At 72.4% G+C, this 21,830-nt stretch carries 16 protein-coding genes; 7 read left to right on the plus strand and 9 right to left on the minus strand.

What is annotated here, in order from left to right:
• Positions 1–135: 135 nt before the first annotated feature.
• Positions 136–936 (plus strand): glycoside hydrolase family 25 protein, encoded by an 801-nt coding sequence (locus J2Z33_RS09775; protein WP_209840329.1) that lies wholly within the window; start codon positions 136–138, stop codon positions 934–936.
• Between the two features lie 61 nt (positions 937–997).
• Positions 998–1,612 (plus strand): phosphatase PAP2 family protein, encoded by a 615-nt coding sequence (locus J2Z33_RS09780; protein ID WP_209840331.1) that lies wholly within the window; start codon positions 998–1,000, stop codon positions 1,610–1,612.
• Positions 1,613–1,615: 3 nt separating this feature from the next.
• On the opposite strand, the gene J2Z33_RS09785 is transcribed toward J2Z33_RS09780, so the two are convergent.
• The 6 genes from J2Z33_RS09785 to J2Z33_RS09810 form a co-directional block, all read right to left on the minus strand.
• Entirely contained in the window at positions 1,616–1,840 is a 225-nt protein-coding gene (locus tag J2Z33_RS09785) for a formate dehydrogenase subunit delta (protein ID WP_377109756.1), read from the minus strand.
• Entirely contained in the window at positions 1,830–2,681 is an 852-nt protein-coding gene (gene fdhD, locus J2Z33_RS09790; RefSeq protein ID WP_245218742.1) for a formate dehydrogenase accessory sulfurtransferase FdhD, read from the minus strand. The genes J2Z33_RS09785 and fdhD overlap by 11 nt, the downstream gene beginning before the upstream one ends.
• 7 nt (positions 2,682–2,688) lie before the next feature.
• Positions 2,689–5,607: a formate dehydrogenase subunit alpha gene (gene fdhF, locus J2Z33_RS09795; RefSeq protein WP_209840334.1), complete on the minus strand. Its 2,919-nt coding sequence runs from the start codon at positions 5,605–5,607 to the stop codon at positions 2,689–2,691.
• 136 nt (positions 5,608–5,743) lie between these two features.
• Positions 5,744–7,273 (minus strand): formate dehydrogenase beta subunit, encoded by a 1,530-nt coding sequence (locus tag J2Z33_RS09800; protein WP_209840336.1) that lies wholly within the window; start codon positions 7,271–7,273, stop codon positions 5,744–5,746.
• Entirely contained in the window at positions 7,270–7,728 is a 459-nt protein-coding gene (locus J2Z33_RS09805; RefSeq protein WP_209840338.1) for an NAD(P)H-dependent oxidoreductase subunit E, read from the minus strand. The genes J2Z33_RS09800 and J2Z33_RS09805 overlap by 4 nt, the downstream gene beginning before the upstream one ends.
• Before the next feature lie 85 nt (positions 7,729–7,813).
• Entirely contained in the window at positions 7,814–8,695 is an 882-nt protein-coding gene (locus J2Z33_RS09810; protein WP_209840340.1) for a LysR family transcriptional regulator, read from the minus strand.
• A 242-nt stretch (positions 8,696–8,937) separates the two neighbouring features.
• Here J2Z33_RS09810 and J2Z33_RS09815 point away from each other — a divergent pair, with 242 nt between their 5' ends.
• The 5 genes from J2Z33_RS09815 to J2Z33_RS09835 all read left to right on the plus strand — a co-directional run bounded on the left by J2Z33_RS09815 (position 8,938) and on the right by J2Z33_RS09835 (position 14,524).
• On the plus strand, positions 8,938–10,569 hold the full coding sequence (locus J2Z33_RS09815) for a peptide ABC transporter substrate-binding protein (RefSeq protein WP_209840342.1): 1,632 nt from the start codon (positions 8,938–8,940) through the stop codon (positions 10,567–10,569).
• Between the two features lie 97 nt (positions 10,570–10,666).
• The gene (gene oppB, locus J2Z33_RS09820) at positions 10,667–11,590 is read left to right on the plus strand and encodes an oligopeptide ABC transporter permease OppB (protein ID WP_209840344.1); all 924 of its coding nucleotides are present in this window, start codon (positions 10,667–10,669) and stop codon (positions 11,588–11,590) included.
• 12 nt (positions 11,591–11,602) lie between these two features.
• The gene (locus J2Z33_RS09825; protein WP_209840345.1) at positions 11,603–12,523 is read left to right on the plus strand and encodes an ABC transporter permease subunit; all 921 of its coding nucleotides are present in this window, start codon (positions 11,603–11,605) and stop codon (positions 12,521–12,523) included.
• 1 nt (position 12,524) lies between these two features.
• Complete coding sequence (locus J2Z33_RS09830; RefSeq protein WP_209840347.1) at positions 12,525–13,517, plus strand: oligopeptide/dipeptide ABC transporter ATP-binding protein; 993 nt, start codon at positions 12,525–12,527, stop codon at positions 13,515–13,517.
• Positions 13,514–14,524, plus strand: a complete 1,011-nt coding sequence (locus J2Z33_RS09835; protein ID WP_209840349.1) for an ABC transporter ATP-binding protein — start codon at positions 13,514–13,516, stop codon at positions 14,522–14,524. Before J2Z33_RS09830 ends, J2Z33_RS09835 begins: the two co-directional genes overlap by 4 nt.
• 107 nt (positions 14,525–14,631) lie before the next feature.
• Here J2Z33_RS09835 and J2Z33_RS09840 read toward each other — a convergent pair whose 3' ends face one another.
• Genes J2Z33_RS09840 through J2Z33_RS09850 form a run of 3 tightly spaced genes read right to left on the minus strand, consistent with a single transcriptional unit; the run spans position 14,632 to position 21,778 of the window.
• Positions 14,632–15,153, minus strand: coding sequence for a GNAT family N-acetyltransferase (locus J2Z33_RS09840; protein ID WP_209840351.1), 522 nt, complete (start codon positions 15,151–15,153; stop codon positions 14,632–14,634).
• Entirely contained in the window at positions 15,153–19,970 is a 4,818-nt protein-coding gene (locus J2Z33_RS09845) for a translocation/assembly module TamB domain-containing protein (RefSeq protein ID WP_209840353.1), read from the minus strand. Before J2Z33_RS09845 ends, J2Z33_RS09840 begins: the two co-directional genes overlap by 1 nt.
• A complete protein-coding gene (locus J2Z33_RS09850; RefSeq protein ID WP_209840356.1) occupies positions 19,967–21,778 on the minus strand; it encodes an autotransporter assembly complex protein TamA in 1,812 nt (603 codons plus the stop codon). The genes J2Z33_RS09845 and J2Z33_RS09850 overlap by 4 nt, the downstream gene beginning before the upstream one ends.
• Positions 21,779–21,830: the final 52 nt, after the last annotated feature.

Below are 21,830 nucleotides of genomic sequence, written 5' to 3' on the forward strand. Positions count from 1 at the left end.
GTGATGCCGCGCCCAGGCCGGGTTCCGCCTTGCGCGAGGCCGGGGCCCGGGCGCAGAATGGGGCAAAGGCGGGCGTCCCGGCTCAACCGGGAGGTGTGGGGACAGGAGATTCGCGGGATGCGGGTCAAGGCGGGAATGGCGAAGGTCTGTGGGCTGGCGGCCCTGCTGGCGCTGGCGGCCTGCGGAGGCGGCGGGCGGCACATGGAGACGGGAACCTCGATGGCCTCGGCCCGCGCGTCGGGCGTCGCGCCGGCCTTCGGGGATGCGGAGCCGGTGGAGTGGAAGAGCCGGTCTCCGCGCGCCTATCCGGTTCATGGCATCGACCTGTCGCGCTACCAGGCGCCGGTGGACTGGCGCACCGCCCGCGCCCATGGCGTGAGCTTCGCCTTCATCAAGGCGACCGAGGGCGGGGACCGGGTGGATGCCGGATTCGCCGGGCATTGGCGGGGCGCGGGGGCGGCGGGCGTGCCGCGCGGGGCGTACCATTTCTACTACTGGTGCGGGCCCGCCACGACACAGGCCGCTTGGTTCATCGCCAACGTCCCCAAGGAACGGGGGGCGCTGCCACCGGTGCTCGACCTCGAATGGAACAACGCCTCGCCTACCTGCGGGTCGTACCGGCCCGACCCGGAGACCGTGCGGGCCGAGGTGCAGACCTGGCTCAACATCGTCGGGCGGCACTACGACCAGCGGCCGATCATCTACACGACCCCGGACTTCTGGGAGCGCAACGAGATGTGGCGGCTGAGCGGCATGGACAAGTGGCTGCGGGCGGTGACGCGGCACCCGTCCGAGGTCTACGGCGACGCGGCCTGGACGTTCTGGCAGTATTCCGGGACCGGGCTGGTGCCCGGCGTGCAGGGGCCGGTGGACGTGAACGCCTTCGCCGGGACGCCCGACGCCTGGGCGCGCTGGGTGGCGGACCGGACGCTGTAAGGTCGCCTGCGGCATCCGGGCGCGGAGGCAACCGCCCGCGCGCCTGGCGCGTTCCGGTGGCATGAGCCTTCAGGACACCATCGAGACCATCGAGGAGGCGGACCTCGCCGTGGCGGAAGCCGCGGCCGAGGTTCGCCACCATCCCGTCACCCGCGCGCTGGGCCACCTGAGCGAGGTGGCCGACCAGCCGCCGATGTTCGCCCTGGGCGCGCTGACGCTCGCCGCCGGGCTGCTCGCCGACGAAAGGCGGCTGGCCGAGGCCGGGGGGCGGCTCCTGGCTTCCGTCGCGCTCGCCACGGCGGTCAAGAGCGTGGTCAAGGCCGTGGTGGTCCGCACGCGGCCCCATGTGCTCGCCGATGGCGGGGAATACGAGAGCGGCCTCCTGGGGCGGAACGAGGGGCCGTGGAACTCCTTCCCGTCGGGGCACACGGCGGACGCGGTGGCGGCGGCGCGGGCGGTGGCGCGGGTCTGGCCTGGGGCGGCCGTGCCGCTCTATGGCGCGGCGGCGGCCATCGGCGTGGCGCAGGTTCCCCGGTGCGCGCATTACCCGTCGGACGTGACGGCGGGCGCTCTGGTGGGGTGGGCGGCCGAGGCGACGGTTGACCGTGCGTGGCCAGCGGCCGAGCCCTTGCTCGACGCCGCGCGGGCGGCGCTGCACGGGCGCCAACTGGGCTGAGGGTCAGGCGGTCGGGACGCGCAGCCGCTCCACCGCCCGGAGCGCGAGCGGCGACAGGCCCGCGCCGCCGGCGTCCGCGTGGGCAAGGAGCGCGGTCAGCATCCGGGGCTCCCAGAAGGCCTTGAGGTGGGCCGCGACCTCCTCGGCCTGGATGTCGCCGGGTTGGGAGGCGAAGAACGTGGCGATCTGGTTCGCCATGCGGACGAGCTTGGCGGCGTCAGCGGACAAAGCGCGGTCCCTCCCGGCGGCGGCGGGTGACGATGCGGCGGGGGTGGGTGAAGACCTGCACCTCCCCCCGCGAGGTGGAGGCAAGGGTGAGGTTGGCGGCGTCGGCGATCCGCACCGCGCGGGCGGTGGGGGCCGAGACGGCGAGGAGGATCGGGCAGCCGGCCATGACGGTCTTCTGGATCATCTCGACCGACAGGCGCGAGGTCAGGGCGATGGCGCCCATCGAGGGGTCGATGCCGGCGCGGGCCATTGCGCCGATCAGCTTGTCGAGCGCGTTGTGGCGGCCCACGTCCTCGCGCGCCAGCAGGATGCCCTGACCGGGTTGCCAGAAGCCCGCCGCGTGGACGGCCCGCGTCTCGTCGTGGAGGGGCTGCCAGTCGCGCAGCTCCCCCAGCGCGAAGCGGGCGTCGGCGGTGGTGAGGCCGGCGTAGGCTTCGGGCAGGACGGGGAGCGGGCGGAGCGCCTGGGCGAGCGAGTCGATGCCGCAGAGGCCGCAGCCCACCGGGCCGACGGAGGCGCGGCGGCGCGAGCGAAGGGCCTGCTCGGCCTCGGGCGGGAGCCACATCCGCGCCTCCAGGCCCGGGCCCGAGGGGGTGTCGTGGGCGACGACCTCGACCTCCGGCAGGAGGTGGCGGGGCGCGATGCCTTCGGTGAGGGTGAAGCCGAGGGCGAAGTCCACGAGGTCGGCGGGGGTCGCCATCATCACCGCCTGGGTGCCGCCGTTGTAGACGAGCGCCACGGGCGTCTCTTCCGGCAGGGACCGGGAGACGTGCACGCCCTCGGGCGACACCGCGCGGACGCGGGCCGTGGGGGCGCTGGCCGGGATCATGCCGGAGAGCATGGTCCCGTCACTCCGCCGCGGGAAGGACGCGGCGGGAGAGGTCCGCCTGCCGGGCATAGTCCACCTGCCAGTCCGAGGGGCCGTTCGTCAGCGCCACCTGCACCGCCGTCACCTTGTATTCCGGGCAGTTCGTCGCCCAGTCCGAGAAGTCCGTGGTGATGACGTTAGCCTGCGTGTCGGGGTGGTGGAAGGTGGTGTAGACGACGCCGGGCGACACGCGGTCGGTGAGGAGCGCGCGGAGCGAGGTGTCCCCCGCCCGCGAGGCGAGGCGCACCCAGTCGCCGTCCTTGATGCCCCGCACCTCGGCGTCGTGGGGGTGGATCTCCAGCACGTCCTGGTCGTGCCAGACGGTGTTGGCGGTGCGGCGGGTCTGCGCGCCGACGTTGTATTGCGACAGGATGCGGCCCGTCGTCAGCAGCAGCGGGAAGCGGGGGCCGGTCCTTTCCTCGGTCGCGACGTATTCGGTGACGATGAAGCGGCCCTTGCCCCGCATGAAGCCGTCCACGTGCATGATGGGCGTGCCCTCGGGGTGCAATTCGTTGCAGGGCCACTGGACGGAGCCCTTCTCCTCCAGCAGCTCGTAGGAGACGCCGGCGAAGGAGGGGGTCGTGGCCGCGATCTCGTCCATGACCTGCGCCGGGTGGGTGTAGGCCCAGCCCGCGCCCATGGCGTTGGCGAGGAGCTGCGTCACCTCCCAGTCGGCGAAGCCGTTCAGGGGCTGCATGACCTTGCGGACGCGGTTGATGCGGCGCTCGGCGTTGGTGAAGGTGCCGTCCTTTTCGAGGAAGGTGCAGCCGGGCAGGAAGACGTGGGCGTAGTTCGCCGTCTCGTTCAGGAAGAGGTCCTGCACGATCACGCAGTCCATCGCCGCGAGTCCCGCCGCGACGTGGTGGGTGTCGGGGTCGCTTTGCAGGATGTCCTCGCCCTGCACATACAGGCCCTTGAAGGTGCCCTCGACCGCCGCATCCAGCATATTGGGGATGCGGAGGCCGGGCTCCTTGTCGAGGACCGCGCCCCAGAGACGCTCGAACACGTCGCGCGTGGCGTCCTGGCTGACGTGGCGGTAGCCCGGCAGCTCGTGGGGGAACGACCCCATGTCGCAGGCGCCCTGCACGTTGTTCTGGCCGCGCAGGGGGTTCACGCCGACGCCGGGGCGGCCGAGATTGCCGGTCAGCATCGCGAGGTTGGCGATGGCCATGACGGTGGTGGAGCCCTGGGAGTGTTCCGTCACGCCCAGGCCGTAGTAGATCGCGCCGTTGCCGCCCGTGGCGAAGAGGCGCGCAGCGGCGCGGAGGTCCTGCGGGTCCACGCCGGTCAGGAGGGCGATGGCCTCCGGGCTGTGGCGGTCCTGGGCGACGAACTCGGCGTAATGCTGGAACTCGTCCCAGTCGCAGCGTTCGCGGATGAAGCGTTCGTCGTAGAGACCCTCGGTGACGATGACGTGGGCCAGCGCCGTCACCACGGCGACGTTGGTGCCGGGGCGGAGGGGGAGGTGGTGCGCGGCCTCGACGTGCGGGGAGCGCACGAGGTCGATGCGGCGGGGGTCGATGACGATGAGCCTGGCGCCCTCGCGCAGGCGCTTCTTGAGGCGGGAGGCGAAGACGGGGTGGCCGTCGGTCGGGTTCGCGCCGATGACGATGACGACATCGGTGTGTTCCACCGAGTCGAAGTCCTGCGTGCCGGCGCTCGTGCCGAAGGCGCGGCCGAGGCCGTAGCCGGTGGGCGAGTGGCAGACGCGGGCGCAGGTGTCGGTGTTGTTGTTGCCGAAGACGGCGCGGATCATCTTCTGGACGAGATAGGTCTCCTCGTTGGTGCAGCGCGAGGAGGTGATGCCGCCGATGGACTTGACGCCGTGACGGGCCTGGATGTCGCGGAGGCGGGTCGCGGCGAAGGTGATCGCCTCGTCCCAGGTCACGACTTCCCAGGGGTCGGTGATGCGTTCGCGGATCATCGGCGCGGTGATGCGGTCGCCGTGGCTCGCGTAGCCCCAGGCGAAGCGGCCCTTGACGCAGGAATGGCCGCGGTTGGCCTTGCCGTGCTTCCACGGCGTCATGCGGACGACGGTGTCGCCGCGCATCTCGGCCTCGAAGGAGCAGCCGACGCCGCAATAGGCGCAGGTCGTCACCACCTTGCGGTCGGGGGTGCCGATCTCGATGACGCTCTTTTCCTGAAGCGTGGCCGTGGGGCAGGCCTGGACGCAGGCGCCGCAGGACACGCAGTCGGAGGACAGGAACGAGTCGCCGGCCATGCCCGCCGACACGCGGGAGTCGAAGCCCCGGCCTTGAATCGTCAGGGCGAAGGTGCCCTGCACCTCCTCGCAGGCGCGGACGCAGCGGGAGCAGACGATGCACTTGGACGGGTCGTAGGTGAAGTAGGGGTTGGAATCGTCCTTGGGGATGAACTGCGGGTTCGCGTCCCCGTCCTGACGGCGCAGGAAGTGGTTGGCGAGGGGCGCCTGGGGCGGGGCCTCGTAGCGGACCTCGCGCAGGCCGACGGCGCCGGCCATGTCCTGCAGCTCGCAGTCGCCGTTGGCCGCGCAGGTCAGGCAGTCGAGCGGGTGGTCGGAGATGTAGAGCTCCATGACGCCCTTGCGGAGCTTGTGCAGCTTGGGCGTCTGGGTGTGGACGACCATCCCCTCGGTCACGGGGGTGGTGCAGGAGGCGGGGGTGCCGCGCCGCCCCTCGATCTCCACGGCGCAAAGGCGGCAGGAGCCCCAGGCCTCTAGGTTGTCGGTGGCGCAGAGCTTGGGGATCGCGATGCCGAGGGTGTTGGATGCGCGCATCACCGACGTGCCCTCGGGCACGGTCACGGGGAAGCCGTCGATGGTGAGGGTCACGGTCCGTTGCGAGGTGCGCGCGGGCGTGCCGAAGTCGCGGTCCGAGAACGCGGGAGCGCCGTCGAGTCCGGGGATGATGAAGTCCTTCATGGCCGCGCCTCCTTTGTCCTTTGGGTTGCCTGTGCGTGTGAGGGGGAGAATCGCATGAAAGCGTTAACGGCGTCCGACAGCAACGAACGGTCAGGGGGCGATTCGCGCAACACCTCCGGGGTGGCGGGTCGGGGGCTCATTCCGCCGCCTCCCGCTGGCGCGCGAAGTCGTCGGGGAAGTGGGTGAGGGCGGACATCACCGGGTAGGGGGTGAAGCCGCCCAGCGCGCAGAGGGAGCCGTCGCGCATCGTGTCGCAGAGGTCCACGAGGAGGGGGAGCGCCGAGGGGTCGCCGGCGGCGATGCGGTCCACCGTCTCCACGCCGCGCACCGCGCCGATGCGGCAGGGGGTGCACTTGCCGCAGGACTCGACGGCGCAGAACTCCATCGCGAAGCGGGCCTGCTGGAGCATATCGACGGAATCGTCGAAGACCACGATCCCGGCGTGGCCGATGAGGCCGCCTTGGCCGTCGAACTCCTCGTAGCCGAAGGGGGTCGCGAACTTGGAGGGCGGGAAGTAGGCCCCGAGGGGGCCGCCGACCTGCACGGCCTTGACGGGGCGGCCCGTCGCCGTGCCTCCGGCGATGTCCTCGACGATCTCGCCGAGGCTCATCCCGAAGGCGGTCTCGAAGAGGCCGCCGTGGCGGACGTTGCCGGCAATCTGGAGGGGGATGGTCCCGCGCGAGCGGCCCAGGCCGAAGTCCTTGTAGGCCCCGGCCCCGTTGGCGAAGATCCAGGGGACGGTGGCGAGCGAGATGACGTTGTTGACCACCGTGGGCTGGCCGAAGAGGCCGTGGAGCGCGGGCAGCGGCGGCTTGGCGCGGACGGTGCCGCGCTTGCCTTCGAGCGAGTTGAGGAGCGAGGTCTCCTCGCCGCAGACATAGGCGCCCGCGCCGACGCGCACCTCCAGGTCGAAGGCGGGGCCTTGGCCCAGCAGGGACGGGCCGAGGAGGCCGTGGGATGTCGCGACGCGGATCGCCTCGGTCATCTGGTGGATGGCGTCGGGGTATTCGGAGCGGATGTAGACGTAGCCTCTGGTCGCGCCGACGGTCAGGCCGGCGATGGCCATGCCCTCGATGAGGGTGAGGGGGTCGCCCTCCATCAGCATCCGGTCGGCGAAGGTGCCCGAGTCCCCCTCGTCGGCGTTGCAGACGATGTATTTCCTGGGGGCCTGGGCGAGGGCGACGGTGCCCCACTTGACGCCCGTGGGGAAGCCCGCGCCGCCGCGCCCGCGCAGGCCGGAGGTCTTGACCTCGTCCAGACGCTCGTCGGGGGTCATGGCGAGGGCGCGGCGGAGGCCGGACAGGCCGCCGTGGCGTTCGTAGTCGGGCATCGACAGCGGGTCGATGAGGCCGACGCGGGCGAAGGTCAGGCGGGTCTGGCGGGCGAACCAGGGGATGTCCTCGACGGGGCCGAGCGCCTTGGGGTGGGTGGTGATGTCCTCGAAGAGGAGGGCGGGCACGTCCTCGGGGGTCAGGGGCCCGAAGGCGGTGCGGCCGGACCGGGTCTCGATCTCGACCAGCGGTTCGAGCCAGACCATGCCGCGCGAGCCGTTGCGGACGAGATCGACGGGGAGGCCGGTCCGGGCGGCCTCGGCCAGGATCGCCTCGGCCACGGCGTCGGCCCCGAGGGCGCGGGCGGCGGCGTCGCGGGGGACGTAGATCCTCATCGGGCGGCCTCCCGCAGGGTGGCGGGCGTGGCGCGGCCGAGGAGGCGGTCGTTCACGAGGGCGGCGGGGCCGCAGGCGCAGAGGCCGAGGCAGTAGACGGGCTCGACCGTCACCTTCCCGTCGGGGGTGGTGCCGTAGGTGGACAGGCCGAAGGCGCGCAGCGTGGCGGCGATGAGGTCGCGGCCGCCCTGGGCCTGGCACGCCTCGGCGGCGCAGAGCTTGACGACGGTGGGGCCAGCAGGGGTCGTGCGGAAGTCGTGGTAGAAGGAGACGACGCCGTGGACCTCGGCCCGGCCGAGGTTGAGGGCGTTCGCGAGGACGGGGATCGCGGGGTCCGGGATGTGGCCCCATTCGGCCTGGATGGCGTGCAGGATCGGCAGGAGCGGGCCTTCGAGCCCCAGATGGGCCCCGATGATCTCGTGGAGGCGCGCGGACAGGTCGGCTGCGTCGAGCATGAAGGCTCCCGGTTGGCTGGCGCGGAGGGTCGCGCCGTTCACGCCGGGAATCAAGATCGACCTTCCGTGAATCGATAGATCTTGCCTATCGATGCAGGCGCGCGGCCTCGGCCAGGAGGGCGGCGACCAGGGGCATCTGCGGCTCGCGCGCGGGGGCGATCAGGCCGACGCGGTGGCGGGTGTCGGGATCGGTCAGGGGCACGGCGCGCAGGGGGCCGTGGGCAAGGAAGACCTCGGCGGTGGAGAGCGGCAGGATCGTGGCCCAGTCGCCCGAGAGGACATGGCCGATCAGGACGATGGTCGAGTTGGTCTCGATCCGCGGGGCGGCGGGGACGCCGGCCTCGGCCAGCAGGCCCGCGACGATGCGGCGGTTCTGCATGTCGGGGGTGAGGAGGGCGAGGGGCAGGCCCGCCAGCTCGGCCCAGGCGGCGGAGGGGCGGGCGGCCATCACGTGGTCGTCGCGCAGGATGAGGGCGTAGCGCTCCTCGTGGAGGGGGACGGTGGCCTTGGCGCCGAGCGGCTCGTTGTCGAGGTAGCTGATGCCGGCGTCCACGCGCAGGCCGTCGAGGTCGTCGAGCAGCGCGGCGGAGGTGGCCGAGAGGACCGTGACCCGCACGTCCGGATGGGTGCGGGCGAAGGCGGCGGTCAGGCGCGAGGCGGCGGCGAGGGCGGTGGGGATCACCGCGAGGCGCAGCGTCCCCGAGAGGCCGGCGCGGCCGACGCGCAGCTCCTCGCGCATGGCGCGGGAATCGGCGACGATGCGGCGGGCCCAGGCGAGGACGCGCTCGCCCTCGGGGGTCAGGCCCTCGAAGCGGGAGCCGCGCCGGACGAGGACGGCGCCGAGCTGGTCCTCGAGCTGGCGGAGGGCGGCGGAGATGGTCGGCTGGGCCACGCCCAGCGATTCGGCCGCGCGGCCGAAGTGGCGGGCCTGGGCGAGGGCGAGGAACATCTCGAATTTGTCTATCATGCGAGTCAGGGTAGATGAGGCCGCGCGCGGCGTCGCGTCCACCCTTTGGGGGCGGTCGCGCCTTCCTTTGGGGGTTATGTCGCGAGGTCACAGGGCGGCGGAGGGGCCGCCCCCTTGCCAAGGCGGCGCGAGGTCCCGAAGCTTCGCAGCAGGTTCGCCCCTGCGTCCCTCGGGTCGCGGGGGCGGGCGCGTCCCCGAACCGCGGCCCGGCCCGGCCGCCCCGACGACAGGGAGAATCCCAGATGACCCTCCGAAGCACATGGGGCGCGGCGTCGCTCCTCGCGATGCTCGCCGCCGGCGCGGTGGCGCAGCAGGCCACCCATCCCGAGACCGGCGAGCCGCTGGCCGGGAACCAGACCTTCACCTACCGGGTGCTGGACGAGTTCCCGACCATCGACCCCGGCCTCAACGAGGACGTGGAGGGCAGCCACGTCGCGCGGCAGATGTTCGAGGGCCTGCTGAACCAGGACCCGCAGGGGAACGTGATCCCCGGCGTCGCGACCGAGTGGTCGGCGAGCGAGGACGGGCTGACCTGGACGTTCAAGCTGCGGCCCGAGGCCAGGTGGTCGAACGGCGATCCGGTGACGGCGAACGACTTCGTCTATGCGTGGCGGCGGGCGGCGGACCCCAACACGGCCTCGCAGTATTCGTGGTACATCGAGCTGATGAAGGTCGAGAACGCCGGCGCGGTGGTCGCGGGCGAGATGCCGCCGGACCAGTTGGGCGTTCGGGCGGTGGACGACCAGACGCTGGAGGTGACGCTGAGCCAGGCGATCCCCTACTTCCCGCAGATGGTGACGCACACGACGACCTTCCCGGTGCCGCAGAAGGTCATCGAGGAGTTCGGCGACCAGTGGACCCAGCCGGGCAACATGGTGTCGAACGGGGCCTATGTCCTGAGCGAGCGCGTGCCGCAGGAGCGGCTGGTGATGACGCGCAACGAGAATTATTGGGACAACGCCAACACCATCGTCGAGACGGTGACGGCGCTGGTCATCAACGACGAGAGCCAGGGGCTGACGCGCTGGCAGGCGGGCGAGCTGGACCAGACGGACGTGCCGATCGGGCAGTTCCCCCGCCTGAGCGAGGAGTTCCCCGAGGCGATCCACGCCGTCCCCAACCTGTGCAGCTACTACTACGCGGTGAACGTGCGGCCGGATTCGGACCCGGCGCTTCTCGATGTCCGGGTGCGGGAGGCGCTGAGCCTCGCCATCGACCGGGACGTGATCGTGAACGCCATCCTGGCCGCCGGGCAGATCCCGGCCTACACGCTCGCCCATTCGGCCACCGCCGGCTACGAGCCGCCCGAGGTGCCGGCGGCGTCCATGACGCAGGCCGAGCGCAACGCCCGCGCCCAGGAGCTTCTGGCCGAGGCGGGATACGGCGAGGGCGGCGAGCCGCTGACCTTCGAGATCATGTACAACACCGACCAGGCGCACCAGCAGCTCGCGGTCGCCATCGGGCAGATGTGGAAGCAGACGCTGGGGGTCGAGACGACGCTGGCGAACCAGGAGTGGCAGACCTTCCTCGATACCCGGCGGGACGGCAACTTCCAGATCGCCCGCGCCGCCTGGTGCGCGGACTACAACGAGGCGTCGAGCTTCCTCGACCTGATGACGACCGACAACTCGGCCAACGATCCGCGCTACGAGAACCCCGAATACGACGCGCTGATGGAGGAGTCGCGCACCGCCGCCGACCCGCTGCCGCTGTACCAGCAGGCCGAGGCGATCCTGGCGCGGGACGTGCCGATCCTGCCCATCTACTTCTACACCGAGGACTTCCTGCTCGATCCCTCGATCAAGGGCTATCCCTTCGAGAACGCGCAGGAGAACTGGTACGCCAAGGAGCTGTATCGGGTCGCGGAAGAGTGATCGCCGGCTGATGGCCCTCGGGTCCGCCCTTTCCTAGAGGGGCGGACCCACGGGCCCGGCCCGGACGTTGGCGGTCAGGGCGTCGAGGACCCCGAAAATGCTGAGCTTCATCCTGCGCCGCCTTCTGGTGGCGATCCCGACGATCCTGATCCTGATCGTCATCTCCTTCGTGCTGATGTTCAACGCGCCCGGCGGGCCGTTCAACAGCGAGCGGCCGGTGCCCGCCGCCGTGATGGCGAACATCGAGGCGCGCTATGGGCTGGACCAGCCGTATGTGGTGCAGGTCTGGAACTACGTGTGGAACATCGTCGCCCATTTCGACTTCGGGCCGTCGTTCAAGCTGCGCGACTACAGCGTGACCGAGCTGATCCTCCAGGGGTTCCCGGTGACGCTGACCTACGGCACCTGGGCCTTCGCGGTCGCCGTGGTGCTGGGGGTGGCGCTGGGCGTGGTGGCGGCGCTGCGGCACAACACCTGGGTCGATTACCTCGCCACCGGGTCGGCCATCGGGGCGTCGGTGCTGCCGAACTTCGTGCTGGCGCCGGTGCTGGTGCTGGTGTTCACGCTGTGGCTGGGCTGGCTGCCGGGGGGCGGCTGGAACGGCGGGCAATGGCAGTATGTCGTGCTGCCGGTGGTGGCGCTGGCGACGACCTACCTCGCCGCCATCGCGCGGATCACGCGGTCGTCGATGCTGGAGGTGCTGAACAGCAACTTCATCCGCACGGCGCGGGCGAAGGGGCTGCCCACGCACCGCATCGTGCTGCGCCACGCGCTCAAGCCCGCGATGCTGCCGGTGCTGAGCTATCTGGGCCCCGCCTTCGTGGCGATGATCACGGGGTCGGTGGTGATCGACGTGTTCTTCTCGACCGGCGGGATCGGGCAGTATTTCGTGAACTCGGCGCTGAACCGGGATTATTCCGTCATCATGGGGGTGACGATCCTCGTGGGGGTGCTGACCATCCTGTTCAACCTCGTGGTCGATGTCCTTTACGCCTGGATCGATCCCAAGATCCGACTTTGAGAGGGGCCCGGCATGGCGTTCCATGATCCCACGGCCGAGGCGCTCCAGCGGCCGGCGCATCCCGACAAGGGGCGGTCGCTTTGGACCGACGCGAGGCGGCGCTTCGCGCGCAACCGCGCGGCGATGGTCGCGCTGGTGGCGCTGGTGCTGATCGCGCTCTTCGCCTTCTTCGGGCAGCTCCTGACCGAGTTCGACGGCGAGACGGTGGACTTCACGCTGATCGGGGTGAACGCGACCCAGGGCGTGCCGTCGCTGGAGACGGGGCACTACTTCGGCACCGACCAGGAGGGGCGGGACCTTTACGCCCGCACGGTGCAGGGCACGCGGCTGTCGCTGATGATCGGGATCGTCGGGTCGCTGGTCGCGGTCGTCGTGGGGACGCTTTATGGCGCGGTGTCGGGGTATCTGGGCGGGCGCGTGGACGGGGCGATGATGCGGATCGTGGACGTGCTCATGTCCATCCCGTTCATGTTCGTGCTGATCCTGATGCTGGTGATGTTCGGGCGGTCGCTGCTGATGCTGTTCATCGGGATCGGGCTGATCTCGTGGCTGTCGATGGCGCGGATCGCGCGGGGGCAGACGCTGAGCATCAAGAACAAGGAGTTCGTCGAGGCGGCCGTCGCGACCGGCGTCCGGCCGCTGACGATCATCCTGCGGCACGTGGTGCCGAACCTCGCGGGCGTGGTGATCGTCTATGCCACGCTGCTGATCCCCGAGATGATCATCTACGAGAGCTTCATCAGCTTCCTGGGGCTGGGGGTGCAGGAGCCCAACACCTCGCTGGGGGCGCTGATCTCTCGGGGCGCGTCGCAGATCGGGAACGGGGTGCCGTGGCAGCTCGGGTTCCCGTTGTTCTTCTTCGTCGTGATGCTGTTCGCCTTCTTCTTCGTGGGCGACGGCTTGCGCGACGCCATCGACCCGAAGGACCGCTGACATGGCCCAACTGCTGCAGGTCGAGGACCTTCGCGTGACCTTCCGCACCGGCGACGGCGAGGTGAATGCCGTCAACGGGGTGTCCTTCGACCTGGCCGAGGGCGAGACGCTGGCCATCGTGGGGGAGAGCGGGTCGGGCAAGTCGCAGACGGCCTACGCCGCGATGGGGCTGCTCGCGCGGAACGGGCAGGCGACGGGAACCGTGCGCTATGGCGGGCGGAACCTGCTGGAGCTGCCGCAGCGCGAGCTGAACCGCATCCGGTCGCAGGAGATCGCGATGATCTTCCAGGACCCGATGACCTCCCTCAACCCCTACCTGCGGGTGTCGGACCAGATGGCCGAGGTGCTGATGCTCCACAAGGGCATGGGCAAGCGCGAGGCGGTGGCCGAGGCGGCCCGGATGCTGGACGCGGTGCGGATTCCCGACGCCCGCGCGCGGATCACGATGTATCCGCACGAGTTCTCGGGCGGGATGCGGCAGCGGATCATGATCGCCATGGCGCTGCTGTGCCGCCCGAAGCTGCTGATCGCGGACGAGCCGACGACGGCGCTGGACGTGACCGTGCAGGCGCAGATCATGAAGCTGCTGGCCGAGATCAAGCGCGAGCTGGGGACGTCGATGATCCTCATCACCCACGACCTCGGCATCGTCGCCGGGGCGAGCGACCGGGTGCTGGTGATGTATGGCGGGCAGATCATGGAGGAGGGGGGGACGGAGGCGATCTTCGCGACGCCCACGCACCCCTACACGCTGGGGCTTCTCTCCGCCGTGCCGCGCATCGACCGCGAGGATGAGGAGCTGATGACCATCGCCGGGGAGCCTCCGGACATGAGCCGCCTGCCGCCGGGCTGCCCGTTCTTCCCGCGCTGCGCCTTCGCGCGGCCCGAGAACGCGGCTCTGCGCCCGCCCTTGGTGACGCTGCCCGACGGGCGGCGGCGGGCCTGCCACGTGCCGGTCGAGGAGATCCTGGCCCGCAGGGAGGCCGCGCAATGAGTGCCCCCATCCTTCAGGTGAATGACCTGCGCGTGACCTTCGACGTGCCGGTGCGTGGCGGCTGGCCCTGGACGCCGCCCCGCAAGTTGCAGGCGGTGGGGGGGATCAGCTTCGACCTCCAGCCCGGCGAGGTGCTGGGCGTGGTGGGCGAGTCCGGGTCGGGCAAGTCCACGCTGGCGCGGGCCATCGTCGGCACGGTGCCCTCGACCGGGCGGGTGCTGTTCGATGGGCAGGACCTGACGCGGCTTTCGCCCGAGGCGCGGCGGGCGCGGCGGCGGGACATCCAGATGATCTTCCAGGACCCGCTGGCGGCGCTGAACCCGCGCCTGACGGTGGGCGACATCATCGCCGAGCCGCTGACGACGCATTTTCCCAAGACCCCGCGCGCCGAGGTCCGCGCCCGCGTGCAGGCGCTGATGGAGCGGGTGGGGCTCCTGCCGAACCTTGTCAACCGCTACCCGCACGAGTTCTCGGGCGGGCAGTGCCAGCGGATCGGCATCGCGCGGGCGCTGATCCTGAACCCCAAGCTGCTGATCTGCGACGAGCCGGTGTCGGCGCTGGACGTGTCGGTGCAGGCGCAGGTGGTGAACCTCCTGCGCGAACTGCGGCGCGAGATGGGGATCGCGATGATCTTCATCGCGCACGACCTCAGCGTGGTGCGGCACATCTCGGACCGGATCATGGTGATGTACCTGGGGCGGCTGATGGAGCGGGCGCCCGCGCCGGCGGTGGTCGGGACGCCCCGGCATCCCTACACGCAGTTCCTGATCGCCTCGGTGCCGATCCCGGACCCGGTGCTGGAGAAGGCGCGGCCCCGCCCGGTGCTGGAGGGCGACCTGCCGTCGCCGCTGTCGCCGCCGTCCGGCTGCGTGTTCCGGACGCGGTGCCCGAAGGCGCGGGAGCGTTGCGCCGTCGAGCCGCCGCCGCCCTACGACGTGGGGCCGGGGCACGTGGCGACGTGCCACTACTGGGACGAGCCGACGCCGATGGTGCAGGCGGCGGAGTAGGGGCCGAGCTTGGTAGGGAGCGTTGGAGCGCACCCTACGGGCCGGGCAGGGAACGTAGGGGGGGCCGTCTGCCCGCCATGTCGCGCCGGTGGCGGGCTGAACCCGCCCTACGCGATATCGTCGAGCGTGGGCCAAGTGTAGGCCACATCGGTCACGGGGTGGCCGGCGACCGCTCCGACCTTCTCGATGCCCGGTGATCCGCCGAGACGCTCGTAAAAGGCGCGGGCTGGATGGTTGTCGCGCAGGGTCCAGAGGCCCAGGCCCCGGCAGCCCCGGTCCCGGAGGTCGCGGGCGGCCCGGACCATGAGGCGGCGGCCCAGGCCTCGTCCCTGGATAGCGGGCGCGACGTAGAGGGCGAGAACCTCGCCGTCGTGGCCCGCCGCGCGGAGGCCGTCGTCCCGCTGCGGGCCGTGGCAGACGAAGCCGGCGATGGCGTCGCCGTCCAAGGCGACGGCCACCGCCGCACCGCCGGGCGTCTCGATCACCGCGCGCCAGTTGGCGGTGCCCCGTTCCATAGATAGGCCCGCCAGCACCTTCTTAGGCAGGAGGCCCGCGTAGGCGTGGCGCCACGTCGCCACCGCCAGTTCGGAGATGGCGCGGGCGTCGTCGGCCGTCGCGGCGCGGATCATCAATAATCCCGCTCGAAGAAGATGCCGACCGAGGTGCCGCCCTCAGAGGACACGCCCGCGCGCACGGTCAGGTCGGGGGTGAGGTCGAGGTTGATCGTCGCCTCGGTCTCGTCGGTGGCCACAAGCACGTCGGTGTAGATGTTCTCGCTCACGTATTGGCCGAGGCGGAGGGCGACGTTGCCGCTCTCGGTCGTGGTCACGTCGAAGTCGGCGAGGCCCACGCCGGAGCGGAGGCTGTCGGACAGGCCGCCGCCCCCGCCGGCGAGGTTGGCCGCCGCCGCCGCGAGCTGGACGGCCTGCAAGGGCGTGATCGAGGCGATGTCCACCCCGAAGAGGAGCTGGGCCAGAACCTCGTCCTGCGGAAGCTCGGGCGAGGAGGTGAAGGTCACGGTGGGCGAGGCGAGGGGGCCTTCGAGGATGATGGAGATGTCGGTGCCGCTGCGCGCGCGGGTCTGGGCGACGACGCGGAGGAAGGGGTTGAAGTCGCCCTGGATCGTCGCCGCGCCCTCGGACAGCGTGAAGCGCTGGCCCAGGATGTCGAGCCGCCCGCGCAGGAGCGAGAACTGGCCGATCGGGATGACCTGCGCGGTGGTCCCCGTCAGGCGGAGCTGGCCGCCCAGCTCGGCGTCGAGGCCCCGGCCGCGCACGAAGACGCGGGCGGGGGCGTCGAGGAGGATGTCGAGGCCGTAGCCCGCGCCGCCGGTGTCGGCGTCCGCCGCCGCGTCGCCGCCGGTGACGGACAGGCGGGCGCGGTCCAGCGTCTCGCGGACGGGGACGGAGGGCTCGATGTGGAAGACGGGGAGCGGCTCGCCCAAGGCGCCGACGGAGGAGGCGGGGACGCGCAGCTCGACGGTGGACAGGGCGACCGTCCCGGCGATGAGGGCGCCGCCGGTCAGCGGGCCGGTGACGGTGAGGCGGGCGTCGCCGCGCGCCTCGTAGAGGGCGGGATCGCGGATCACGAGGCCGGTGCCGGTGATGGACAAGTTGGCGTCGAGGGGGGGCGTGAGGCTCACGGGGCCGGTGACGGACAGACGGCCGCCGGCGGCGAGGTCGCCGGTGATGCTGGCGGTGGCGGTGCCGTTCGCGAGGTCGAGCCGGCCGCTGATGCCGGTGATCGACTGGGCGAGGTCGGGGTCGGAGAGGCGCGCGCCCTGCACGGTGACCTGGCCCGACAGGTTCTCGAGGCCGAGGCCGCCCGCGAGGCGGAGGTCGAAGCTGGCGGGGCCTTCGAGGCGGCGGGGGTCGAGGACGGCGTTCGCCAGCTCCAGCGGCGCGGTGCCGGTGGCGCGGAGGGTCGTGGCGGTTCCGCCGAGCGGGCCGGAGACGCGGGCGGTGAGGCCGCCGGGGCCGCCCACCTGGGCGTCGAGGTTCGTCGTGCCGTCCGGGCCGAGGCGGGCCGTGCCCCGCGCGGTGACGGGGCCGGGGAACTGCGGCACGAACAGGGCGAGGTCGGCGAGGCGGGCGTCGAAGGTGACGTCCGTTCCGGCGCCGCCGGTGGTGCCCCGCGCGGTGGCGGTGAGGTTCGGGAAGGCGATGGCGAGACGCTCGACCCGGATCGCGCCGTTCGCGTCGCGGAGCGCGCGGCCCGCGACGGTGCCGGTCCCGGCGAGGACGGGGGCCAGCGCGGGCAGGCCGGGGTCGAGGTTGCGGGCGGTGGCGTCCACGGTGAGGTCGAAGCGGGCGAGGGAGGGGAGGAGGGAGCCGGTCACGGTGGCGTCCAAGCCCCCGGCGAGGGGTCGCCCGGCGAGGCGGGACCAGGGGCGCAGGTCGGTCACGGAGGCTTGGACCCGGCCCGTGATCTCGTTGTCGCGGTCGGGCGCGAGGGTGGCGTCGATGAGGGCGCTGGCGCCGGGGGCGGTGGCTTGGGCGTTCACGGCGATGGTGCCGTCGGGGCCTTGGGTCGCGGTGCCGGTGGCGCGGGCGGGGCCGGAGAGGCCGGGGGCGAGGGTGCCCGCGTCGGTCACGGTCACATCGAAGCGGCCGTTGCCGGAGGCGTCGGTGAAGGTGCCGGAGGCGAGGGCGCGAAGTTGCGGGGTCGCGGCGTCGAGGGACAGGTCGAGGCCGGTCTCGGGGCTGCGCTGGACGCTTCCCGAGGCGGTGCCGGGGCCGGCGAGCAGGGGCTCGATCTGCGGCAGGCCGAGGCGGAGGTCGCGGGTGGCGGCGTCGAAGGTCAGGTCGAGCACCGAAAGGTCGGGGCGGGCCGTGCCGGAGAGGTCCAAGCGCGCCGCGCCGCCGAGGGTGCGGCCGACGAGCGGGCCGAGGGGGGCGATGTCCGAGAAGTCGGCGTTCACGTCGCCGGTGAAGGCGTATCCCTCGGCGGGCGGGGCGAGGGTGCCGTCGATGCGCGCCGTCCCGGTGGGGAGCGTCGCCGAAAGGTCGAGGTCGAGCGAGCCGTCCGCCGCCCGCGCCGCCGTGCCCTGCACCTGGCCGGGACCGGAGAGGCCGCCGAGGACCGGGGCCACGTCCGAGAGCGACAGGTCGAGGTCGGCTTGGCCGACGCCCTCGGTCAGGGCGGCGGTCACGGTGCCTTGCAGGAGGTCGGTGGCGACGCGCAGGCCGTCCACGCTGAAGGACTGCGGCCCGCTGCGCTGGACTCGGCCGGCGAGGGTGCCCTCGCCCGCGAGGAGCGCGTCGAGGGGGGCGATGCCGAGGGCGAGGTCGGTGGTCTGCGCGTCCAGCGTCAGGTCGAAGGTGGTGGCGTCCTGCTGCGTGGTGCCGGTGAGGGCGAGGGTCGCCCCGCCCGAGGGCGTCACGGTCAGGCCAGGGGCGAAGGCGTCGAGGAGGGGACGGTAGGTGGCGAGGTCGTCGGCCCGCGCCCGCGCGTCGAGGGTGACGAGGCCGGGGAGGGAGTCGCCCTCGGCGTCGAGCGTTTGCGCGGCCTGCGTGGCGTCCACGCTCAGGGACGCGCCGGGGAGGGTGGCGGTGGCGGCCAGCGTCGCCGCGCCGTTGGCCGCGCGGTCGAGGGTGGCCCGCGCCTGGGCGGGGCCCGTGAGGCCGGGGAAGGACAGGCCGAGATCGGTCACGGCGAGGTCGAAGCGGGCGGTGCTCGCGCCGCTGGTGACGTCGGCGGTGCCGGTGATGGTCAGGGCGGGCGTGGCGATGTCGAGGCGCTGGACGCGGAGGCCGGATTCGTCCCGCGCCGCCGTCACCGCGAGGTCGCCCGCGCCGGCGAGGAGGGGGTCGAGTTGCGCGATGCCGAGGCGGAGGTCCTGCGTGGTCCCGGTGGCGGTGGCCTCGAAGATGCCGTCGAGCGGGCGCACGGCGGAGTCGATGGTGAGCGCGGCCGAGCCGCCGAGGTCGGCCCCGGTCAGCGCGGCGAAGCGGCCGAGGTCGGCGGCGTCGAGGACCGTGGTGGTTCGCGCCACGAGGCCCTCGGCGGTGGCGATGGTCCCTTCGATGCGGGCGTCGAGGCCGGGGGCGGCGAGGGTGAGGGCGCGGAGTTCGACCGGGCCGCCGTCCGCGCCGCGCGCGAGGTCGAGCCGGCCGGTGATGTCGGCGCCCAGCGCCTCGGTCGCGCCCTCGGCGTCGAGCGAGAGGCCGCGGGCGGCGTAGTCGAACAGGGCGGTGATCTGGCCGGGCGTCGTGGCGGTGGCGGGGATCAGGGTGCCGCCGCCGTCGAGCGTGAGGGAGGGGAGGGAGAGGCCGGGCCGGACGAGGTTCGAGAGGACGAAAAGGCCGGTCCAGGCGTCGCCCTGCTCCTGGTCATAGGCCACGTCGAGCGTGATCCCCGTCACCGTCGCGTCGCCCGCGCCGGGCAGCGGCACGGGGGAGCCGTCCGCCGCGCCGATGGTGCCTTGCAGGTCGATGCGGGCGGGCCAGCCCTGGGGCGTGATCTCGGCGCGGCCCGAAAGGTCCAGCGCCTCGGCCCCGATGCCCAGCGTGGTCAGCACGAACGAGCCGTCCTCGCGCCGGATGCCCTTGGCGCGGAGCTGCACGTCGGGGCCGAAGAAGGCCCCGGCCTCGGGGGCGAGGAGGGGCGTCACGTCGCCGCGAACGTCCAGGCCGAAGGCGCGGGCGGTCACTTCGCCGCCCTCGGTGGCGGTGGTCTTGAGCGCGACGTCGCCGCTGAGTCGCGGCTCGCCGTCGGTGGAAAGCGCGATGCGCGCGGCGTAGTCGTCAATGGGGGCGGTGCCCTCGACGGTGAGGGCGACGGAGGGGAGGCCGGGCAGGCCCAGCGCGCGGGCGACGAGGCCCTCGGCCTCTTCCTGAAGGTCGAGGTCGATGGCGAGAACGCGCGTCTCGTTGGCGTAGGAGGCGGCGAGCGAGAGCTGGCCGGCGCTGCCCTCGATGATGGTGGCGTCGATGTCGGCCGCGCCTTCGCCGCCCGCGAGGTTCACGGAGCCCGCGAGGGTCAGGGCCAGGTCCTCGCCCAGGAAGGGCGCACCCAGGAGGATGCGGTCGGAGCGAAGCGCGTCGATCTCCACCGACACCGGCAGGTCGGGGAGCGAGAAGGGCGTGGCCTCGGGCGTCGGGGCCTGCGGGTCGGCGAGCGGCGGGCGCAGGATCTCAATGCTGGCGGCGGTCAGTTCCGTCACGTCGATGCGCCCGCGCAGCAGCGCCGAGCGGTTCCAGTCGAGCGCGAGGTCGGTGGCGCGGAGCCACACGCCCTCGCGGTCGGCGATGGTGATGGAGGCCACTGTCGCGCGCGAGGAGAGCGCGCCCTCGAACCCTTCGACCCGCACGGTGCGGGCGGTGGAGGACAGCGCGTCCTCGATGAGCCCGACGAGGAAGCCGCGGTCGCCCTCCTCCTCGGCGGTCTGGGCCAGGGCTGGGAGCGGCAAGACGGCGCAGAGCGCGAGGGCGGGAAGCAGCCTCAAAACGATTGACCTATGCCGAGATAGAGTTGCACCGAGCGGAAGGCGTCGTCGCCGGTCGCGGGAGTCGCCACGTCGAACCGGATCGGCCCGACGAAGGTGGCATAGCGCACCCCGATCCCGAACCCGGCCTGATAGTCCGCGCCGCTGGTGGGCAGCGGGTCCTCGTCGGTGAAGCCGAAGTCGTAGAAGCCGACCGCGCTGATCGACTCGGTGATCCCCACGCGGCCCTCGATCTGCGCCCCCGCGAAGGAGGTCGCCCCGAGCGTCACCGTCTCGCCGGGGTTGCCGGGGTCGGGGACCTCGACGCCCTGGCTCTGGAAGGGCTGGCCGCGCACGGAGCCGCCGCCGCCCGAGAAGAACAGGAAGTCCTGCGGCACGTCCTCGCGGTCCGGTCCCAGCACGCTGCCGATCTGCCCGCGCGCGGCGAGGGTAACGCGCGTGCCGAAGGTCCGGTAGTAGCGCGCATCCGTGTAGAGCCGCGCGCCGTTCCCCGTTTCCCCGGCGACGGAGACGAAGGGCCTCGCCTCGGCGTTGATGTAGAAGCCGCGCCGCGCGTCCAGCGGGTCGTCGCGGCGGTCCCAGGCGGCGGTGAAGGGGAGCGTGAGCAAGGTGTAGTCCCGCTCCTCGATGGCGGTCTCCTCGTGGGCGGTCAGGACGCCGAGCGCGAGGGTGAGGGTCAGGTCCTCGCCGACGTAGCGGGTCAGGCCCACGTCGAAGGTGAGCTGCTGGAGGAAGTAGTTGTCCTCGTCCTCCTGGCTGATCTGGGTGGAGACCGTCAGGTCCACGTCGGGGGCGAGGGTGCCGGGCCGCGCGTAGGTCGCGCCCAGCGCGTAGTCGAGCCCGCCGCCGGTCGTGTCCACGGCGCTCGTCTCCAGGTCCGCCACCTCGGCGTCGAAGCGCAGGCGTTCGGCCCCGCCCAGGAGGTTGCGGTGGAGCCAGTAGGCGTTGGCCGACACGCCGTCGAGCGAGGAGATCTCCAGCCCGAAGCCCAGGCGGCGGGGGAGGGATTCGACCACCTGGATCTCGATGGGGAGGGTGTCGCCGGGGCCGATCGTGTCGGATTCGACCAGCGCCACGCTGTCGAAGGTGCCGGTGCGGCGCAGGCGGGTCGCCGCGCGGTCGAGCGCCTCGGGCGAGAAGACCTCGCCCTCGGGGATGCCGGCGATGCGCTTGACGCGGCCGGGGCGGACGTTCGCGTTGCCGGTGACGGCGACGGGGCCGAAGGTCAGCTCGGGCCCCGGCAGCAGGCCCACCAGGGCGTCGAGCCGGGATTCGGGGTGGCGGGCCACGACCTCCTGGGTGCCGACGGCGGCCTTGGCGTTGCCCTCCTCGCGCCAGGCGACGATGGCGGCCTCCACCGCCTCGCGCACCGTCTCGGAGCGGGCGACCTCGCCGGGGGCGAAGCCGGCCGGGAGCTGGGTTCCGGGGGGGAGCGGGGCGATGGCGGCGCGGCCGAAGGTGAAGCGGGGGCCGGGATCGACCGACAGGACGACGCGGGAGATGGCGGTGGGGGCCTCCAGCGGCTGGATGGCGGCGGCCTCGCGCCCGTCCACGGCGATGGAGATGACTCCGCCGTAGTAGCCCTCGGCGTAAAGCCCCGCGAGGAGCCGTCGGTAGTCGGCGCGCGCCGCCGCCACGTAGTCCTGCGCGGCCGTCAGCCCCTGATCCTCCAGCGACAGCGTGAGCGAGGCGTTCCGCAGCACGGTGCCCAGCGCCTCGTCGGTGCCGGGGGGGAGGACCAGCGTCGCCTCCTGGGCTTGGGCGGCCAGGGGGAGGAGGGCCAGGGCGAGCAGGGGGAAACGGAGCAATCGGGCCTCGCGGACGGGGAGCGCGGGGGATGCGCCCGTTCAGGCTAAGGCT

The organism is Rubellimicrobium aerolatum, assembly GCF_017872975.1.
GTDB lineage: Bacteria > Pseudomonadota > Alphaproteobacteria > Rhodobacterales > Rhodobacteraceae > Rubellimicrobium > Rubellimicrobium aerolatum.